The organism is Streptomyces bullii (assembly GCF_042657145.1).
Classification (GTDB): Bacteria; Actinomycetota; Actinomycetes; order Streptomycetales; family Streptomycetaceae; genus Streptomyces; species Streptomyces bullii.
This window is the reverse complement of the sequence record NZ_JBHSNY010000008.1, coordinates 475,149-481,148: the sequence shown is the minus strand read 5'-3', so window position 1 is coordinate 481,148 and position 6,000 is coordinate 475,149. Positions and strand designations below refer to the sequence as shown.

Annotated in this window: 6 protein-coding genes; 2 read left to right on the top strand and 4 right to left on the bottom strand. The window is 75.0% G+C overall.

The annotated features are described in order from the left end of the window. Positions 1-362 precede the first annotated feature (362 nt). Positions 363-1,466: a nicotinate-nucleotide--dimethylbenzimidazole phosphoribosyltransferase gene (gene cobT, locus ACFPZJ_RS25095; protein WP_381025739.1), complete on the bottom strand. Its 1,104-nt coding sequence runs from the start codon at positions 1,464-1,466 to the stop codon at positions 363-365. Between the two features lie 186 nt (positions 1,467-1,652). Here cobT and ACFPZJ_RS25090 point away from each other — a divergent pair, with 186 nt between their 5' ends. Further along, positions 1,653-2,774 carry a class I SAM-dependent methyltransferase gene (locus ACFPZJ_RS25090; protein ID WP_381025735.1) on the top strand — a complete coding sequence of 374 codons (1,122 nt, stop codon included), beginning with the start codon at positions 1,653-1,655 and terminating at the stop codon, positions 2,772-2,774. Positions 2,775-2,859: 85 nt separating this feature from the next. Here ACFPZJ_RS25090 and ACFPZJ_RS25085 read toward each other — a convergent pair whose 3' ends face one another. Then, positions 2,860-4,059, bottom strand: coding sequence for a bifunctional adenosylcobinamide kinase/adenosylcobinamide-phosphate guanylyltransferase (locus ACFPZJ_RS25085; RefSeq protein ID WP_381025732.1), 1,200 nt, complete (start codon positions 4,057-4,059; stop codon positions 2,860-2,862). Between the two features lie 234 nt (positions 4,060-4,293). Here ACFPZJ_RS25085 and ACFPZJ_RS25080 point away from each other — a divergent pair, with 234 nt between their 5' ends. After that, positions 4,294-4,506, top strand: a complete 213-nt coding sequence (locus ACFPZJ_RS25080) for a hypothetical protein (protein WP_381025730.1) — start codon at positions 4,294-4,296, stop codon at positions 4,504-4,506. A gap of 50 nt (positions 4,507-4,556) precedes the next feature. On the opposite strand, the gene ACFPZJ_RS25075 is transcribed toward ACFPZJ_RS25080, so the two are convergent. Further along, positions 4,557-5,294 (bottom strand): class I SAM-dependent methyltransferase, encoded by a 738-nt coding sequence (locus tag ACFPZJ_RS25075; RefSeq protein WP_381025727.1) that lies wholly within the window; start codon positions 5,292-5,294, stop codon positions 4,557-4,559. 83 nt (positions 5,295-5,377) lie between these two features. After that, a complete protein-coding gene (locus tag ACFPZJ_RS25070; RefSeq protein WP_381025724.1) occupies positions 5,378-5,977 on the bottom strand; it encodes a DUF3043 domain-containing protein in 600 nt (199 codons plus the stop codon). Positions 5,978-6,000: the final 23 nt, after the last annotated feature.

Sequence of the window (6,000 nt, the reverse complement as noted above, 5' to 3'; positions counted from 1 at the left end):
TTCCGCGATGGTCTCTTCGGGTCCTTCGGGAGGTCGTGCGGGGCCCGGTGGCTTCTGCGGGTTCCGCGATGGTCTCTTCGGGTCCTTCGGGAGGTCGTGCGGGGCCCGGTGGCTTCTGCGGGTTCCGCGATGGTCTCTTCGGGTCCTTCGGGAGGTCGTGCGGGGCCCGGTGGCTTCTGCGGGTTCCGCGGCGGTCTCTTCGGGTCCTTCGGGAGGTCCTGCGAGGTCCGGCAGCCGCTGCGGGGCCCGCGACGGTCTCGCCCCGTCATTCCGGTGGTCTCGCCCGGTCCCGTGGCGGTCTCGGCGGACCTTTCCGGCTGTCCGGCGCACTCGGTCTGCTCGGCGTGCTCGGCGCCCTCGGCCTACTCCGCCTGCTCGACGTGCTCGGCGAGAGCGGCGAGTTCGGTGTGCTCGGACTCCTTCGGCCTCTCCGGCAGTTCGGCGGCCAGCGCGGCGGCGGCCTGGACCAGAGGCAGTGCCAGCAGGCCCCCCGCGCCCTCGCCGACCGTGACGCCCTGGGAGAGCAGCGGCTCCAGGGCCATCCGGTCCAGCGCCTTGGCCTGCCCGGGCTCCCCGCTGTCGTGCGCGGCCAGCCACCAGTCCGGCGCCCGGAACGCGATCCGCTGCCCGACCAGCGCGCACGCGGCCGTCACCACACCGTCCAGCACGACCGGCATCTTGCGCACCGCGCTCTGCAGCAGGAACCCGGTCATCGCCGCGAGGTCGGCGCCGCCCACCGTAGCCAGCAGCTGCAACTGGTCCCCGAGCACCGGCCGGGCCCGCCGCAGCGCGTCCCGGATCGCCGCGCACTTGCGCATCCAGGCCAGGTCGTCGATCGCGAGCCCACCGCGCCCGGTGACGACGGAGGCGTCCGTCCCGCACAGCGCCGCGACCAGCACACCGGCCGCCGTGGTGCCGCCCACGCTCACATCGCCGAGCACCACCAGATCCGTACCCGAGTCGGCCTCCTCGTCGGCCACCGCGACCCCGGCCCGGAAGGCGGCCTCGGCCTCCTCGGGAGTCAGCGCGTCCTCGACGTCGATCCGCCCGCTGCCGCGCCGCACCCGGTGCCGCACGACGTCCTCCGGCAGCGTGTCCGGGTCGCAGTCCAGCGCCATGTCGACGACCCGCACCGGCACGCCCTGCCGCCGGGCGAGCACCGACACGGGACGGCCGCCCTCCAGCACCTCCCGCGCCAACTCCGCGGCGCTGCCCGCCGGACGCGCCGAGACACCCAGCTCGGCGATCCCGTGGTCACCGGCGAAGAGCACCACCCGCGGCCGTTCGATCGGCCGCACCGGCACGGCGGACTGCGCCGCGGCCAGCCACTCACCCAGGTCGTCGAGGCGGCCCAGCGCTCCGGGCGGCACGATCTGACGTTCCCGGCGCGCCTCCGCGTCACGGCGCACCCCGCCGTCCGGACGCTCGATCAGATCGGTGAAGTCGTCGAGATTAAGCGAGCTCATTCGCCGAACAGTACCGGCACCGGTCGAACAGAACGGCCCCAGATCGCCACCACGCCGTCCCACCGCGGGTGCGCCGAAGATAGCCGTCCCATACGTAACGTTTTGCTCAGGATTGTCGTATGCCCGCCCGGCTGTCCGCTCCGCCCCGCCCTCCGTCCCGCCGTACGTCCTCTCCGGGAGCCGCACATGTCCGCCCCCGCCCGACCCTCCGAACCCACCAGATCCTCCGCGTCCACGGAACCGCCCGCACCCACCGGCTCCACCGGCTCCATCGCTCCCGACGCACCCGCCGTCCCGCACCCCACCACCCGCGTGCACGAGCCGCGCCGTGCGGACTGCCCCTGGTGCGGCTCCGCGCGGCTGCACACGCGGCTGCGCAGCGGGGATCTGCGGCGGTTCAAACCGGGCACCTTCACTGTCGACGCGTGCCAGGACTGCGGCCACACCTTCCAGAACCCCCGCCTGACGGCCGAGGGCCTGGCCCTCTACCTGCGGACCGTGCGCGGCGAGCCCGGCGACCCGGCCACCGAACGGCTCCTCACCCTGCGCGGCAGCCCCCGCCGGCGGCGCTCCGCCGCCCGGGCGATGCTGCCCTTCGGCGAACCGGAGAGCTGGCTGGACGTGGGCACCGGTCACGGCCGCTTCCCGGCGACGGCCCAGCAGGTCTTCCCGTACACCTCCTTCGACGGGCTGGACGCCACCCCGCGCGTCGAACACGCCCGGGCCGCGGGCCGTGTCGAGGAGGCGCACGTCGGGCACCTGACGGACCCGCGGATCACGGCCCGGCTGCGCGCCCGCTACGACGTGGTCAGCATGTTCCACCACCTGGAACGCACCCAGGACCCCCGCGCGGAACTGGCCGCCGCCCTCGACGTCCTGCGGCCCGGCGGCCACCTGCTGGTCGAGGGCCTGGACCCGGGGAGCCTCCTCGCCGGGCTGCTCGGCCGCTGGTGGCTCCCCTACGACCAGCCCCGCCACCTGCACCTGATGCCCGCCCGCAACCTCAGCGCCGAACTCCAGGCGCGCGGCTGCGCGATCGTCACCGTCGACCACCACTCCCCGCACGTCCCCCACGACCTGGCCGGCGCCACCGCCCTGGCCCTCTCCCACGCCCTGCCCGCCCCGGACACCCCCTGGCGCGCGATTCCGCCGACCTTGCTGCAACAGCGTCTGCGGACGGTCCTGTCGCGGGCGGGCAGTGTCCTGGTGGCCGCGGCGGCGGTGACCGACCACGCCCTGGCGCCGCTGCTGCGGCACACGCGCTGCGCGAACACGTACCGGATCATCGCGCGCAAGCCCCCGCAGTGAGGCGAACACATGGGGCCGTCACCGACGAAGGCCAAGCACGGGGCCGTCACCCACGACGGCCGTCATCGGAGCCGTCACGGGGCCGTCACCCCCGCAGCGCCACCGCCTGGCCCGCTACCACCAGCAGCACATGCTCGCACTCGTCCGCGAACGCCGTGTTCAGCCGCCCCAGTTCGTCCCGGTACCGCCGCCCTGACGCGGTGGCCGGCACGATGCCCGAGCCCACCTCGTTGGACACGGCGACCACCGTCCGTCGCGTCGCCCGCACCGCCTCCGTCAACTCACGCACCCGCTCCCGCAGCACCCGCTCACCGCCGCCGGCCCACTCCGCGTCGTCCCACGCCCCCGCCGCGTCCATCGCGTCCGTCAGCCACAGCGACAGACAGTCGATCAGCAGCGGCGGCCCGTCGTCCTTCAGCAGCGGCACCAGATCACACGTCTCGACGGTCTGCCAGGACCCCGGCCGCCGCTCCCGGTGCGCGGAGACCCGCGCCGCCCACTCGGTGTCCCCGTTGCGCGACCCGCCCGTGGCCACGTACAGCACGTCCGGGAAGGACTCCAGGCGCCGCTCGGCCTCCACCGACTTGCCGGACCGCGCCCCGCCCAGCACCAGCGTCCGGCGCGGCACGTCGGGGACGTCCTCGTACGCGCCCACCTGCAACGTCGCCCCGTCCGGCACGGCCCGCGCCCCCGCCGCCGCGAGCCGCCGCCGCAGCTCCGGCCCGGGCGGTACGTCGTGGTCCAGGTGCACCGCGACGACATCCGTCGTCGGCCCCACCGCGCCCACCGCACGCAGCTTGGCCAGCGCGTCCGGCCGCCCCACGACGTCCGCGAGGACCATGTCGTACGACTCGGCCGGCTCCTCCAGCCCCGCCGGCGCCCCGCCCGGCGGCAGATACAGCAGCCGCTGCCCGTCCGGGCCGGTCACCGCGTACCCCGTGCCCGGCGCGTCCAGCGCCACCGCCCGCACCCGATGACCCGTCAGCAGCGCCAACTCCCGCCCGTCCGGCACCCGGCCGGGCTGCGGCACACCGGCCGGCACCTCGACCGCGGGCCCCTCGTGCGGATGCGACAGCAGCACCTGCCGTACGCCGCCCAGTGAGTGGCCCGCGCGCGCGGCCGCCAGCGCGGCGCCCGGCGTCAGGTCCAGCAGCAGCGCCCCGTCCACGAGCAGCGCGGTGGCCGCCCGCGCGTCCGTGCCGAGGGCCGCGGCGCAGGCCGCGCAGGGACAGTCGGGGCGGGGGAGTCCCGCGGGGGCGCCGGTGCCGAGCAAAGTCAGTTCCACAGCCCGATTCTCACCCGTCACCGTGGGTCGCGCGTGACGGAGACCCCCGTCGAGGGGCGCGGGCCGTACCGAGGCCGGCTCCGCCCGTGCGCCGGCGGCCCGTACGGCCCGCGCACGATCGATCACGCCCCGTCCCCTCACGGCGCGCCCGGCCGAGCGCATAGGCTTCGGGACGGAGCCGGACCAAGATCCGGCTCGCGCTGTGCAGTGTGCTCACACCCATGGGAGGCGTACATGGCGGCATGGACGTGGCGGTTCGAGAAGGCCGACGGGACGGAGGTCCAGCCCGCGGTGCCGCCGGAGGAGTTCCCCACGCAGGGGGACGCCGAGTCCTGGATCGGGGAGAACTGGAAGGACCTGCTGGAGGGCGGCACCGACCAGGTACGACTGTTCGAGGACACCACGGAGATCTACGGGCCCATGAGCCTGCACGCCGACGAGGCCTGAGCCCGGGGTGGGGGCCGGCCGGCCCCCACCCGCCCGGCCGTCGGGGCGGCTCAGCCCCGCACGCCGCACAGGTGCAGCAACGCCGCCACCCCGCGGTACGGATCCGTCCGCCCGGCCTTCTCCTCGACCGCGAGCAGCGTCTCCAGGTCGGCCGGGCCCTCGGCGCCGTCCGCCGCCGTGTCCGTGAAGACCCGCACGCCGTACCACGTGTGCAGCGGCGCGCCGATCCCCGCCAGCGTCGACGTCAGCGCGCCCAGCCGGTCGGCCCGTACGTCGAGCCCCAGCCGGCTGGTGATCCCCCCGATCGCGTCCGTGCGGGCATGGGGGAGGTGGGCGGTGGTGTCGAAGGCGGCCAGCGCCCCGGCCCAGTCGCCGGACAGCCCGGGCCGCATCGCGAGCGCGTCGCCGTTGCGGACCAGCAGCGACAGCAGCCCGCCGGGCGCCAGCATCCGCGCCAGCCCGGCCAGCAGCGGGTCCGGCTCCTCGACGTACATCAGCACGCCGTGGCACAGCACCACGTCGAAGCTGCCGGGCAGGAAGTGCACACCGGTGTCCCGGCCGTCGCCCTCGATGATCCGCATCCGCTCCCGGATGCCCTCCGGTTCCCCGGCGAGCGCCTCACGGGCCGCGGCGATCACGCTCGGGTCCTGCTCCAGCCCGGTGACCTGATGCCCGAGCCGGGCCAGGCGCAGCGCCTGCGCCCCTTGGCCCATCCCCACGTCGAGCACCCGCAGCCGCTGCCCGACCGGGAACCGCCCGGCTATCTGCTCGTCCAACTGGCGGGCCACCAGCTCCTGCCGTACGACGTCCCGCAGACCGCCCGGCCCGTCCAGCCGGGCCTGCGCCGCGCCCCCGGCGAACGGCGTCGTGCTCAGGGCCGCTCTCCGCGCTTGACCTGCGGCTTGGGCAGCCGGAGCCGGCGCATCTGGAGCGAGCGCATCAGCGCGTAGGCGACCGCCCCGCGCTTGTTGTCGTCGGGGAATCGCTCGTTCAGCCGCTTCTTGAGGCGGAAGCCGGTGACGAACGAGTCGAGCACGATCAGCACGATCACCACGAGCCACAGCAGCAGCGCGATGTTCTGCAGCGCGGTCACCCGCACCATGCTCAGCACGAGGATGACCACGGCCATCGGCAGGAAGAACTCCGCGATGTTGAACCGCGAGTCGACGAAGTCGCGCGCGAAGCGGCGCACCGGGCCCTTGTCGCGGGCCGGCAGGTACCGCTCGTCGCCGCTGGCCAGCGCCTGGCGCTGCCGCTCCAGCGCGGCACGGCGCTCCTCGCGCTGGCGCTTGGCGGCCTCCTTGCGCGTCATCGACGTGTTGGCCACGCTGCGGCGCTGCGACTGGGCCTGGCTGCGCTTGGGCGTGGGACGGCCCTTGGGGGCCTCGGGGTGACGGGGCTGACTGGAGTCGGTCACCGGCGCCTTGTCGGCGGCCTGGGCCTTCTCTTCCTTGGCACGGCTACGGAACACAAAACCCAAGGGTAAGGGCTTCC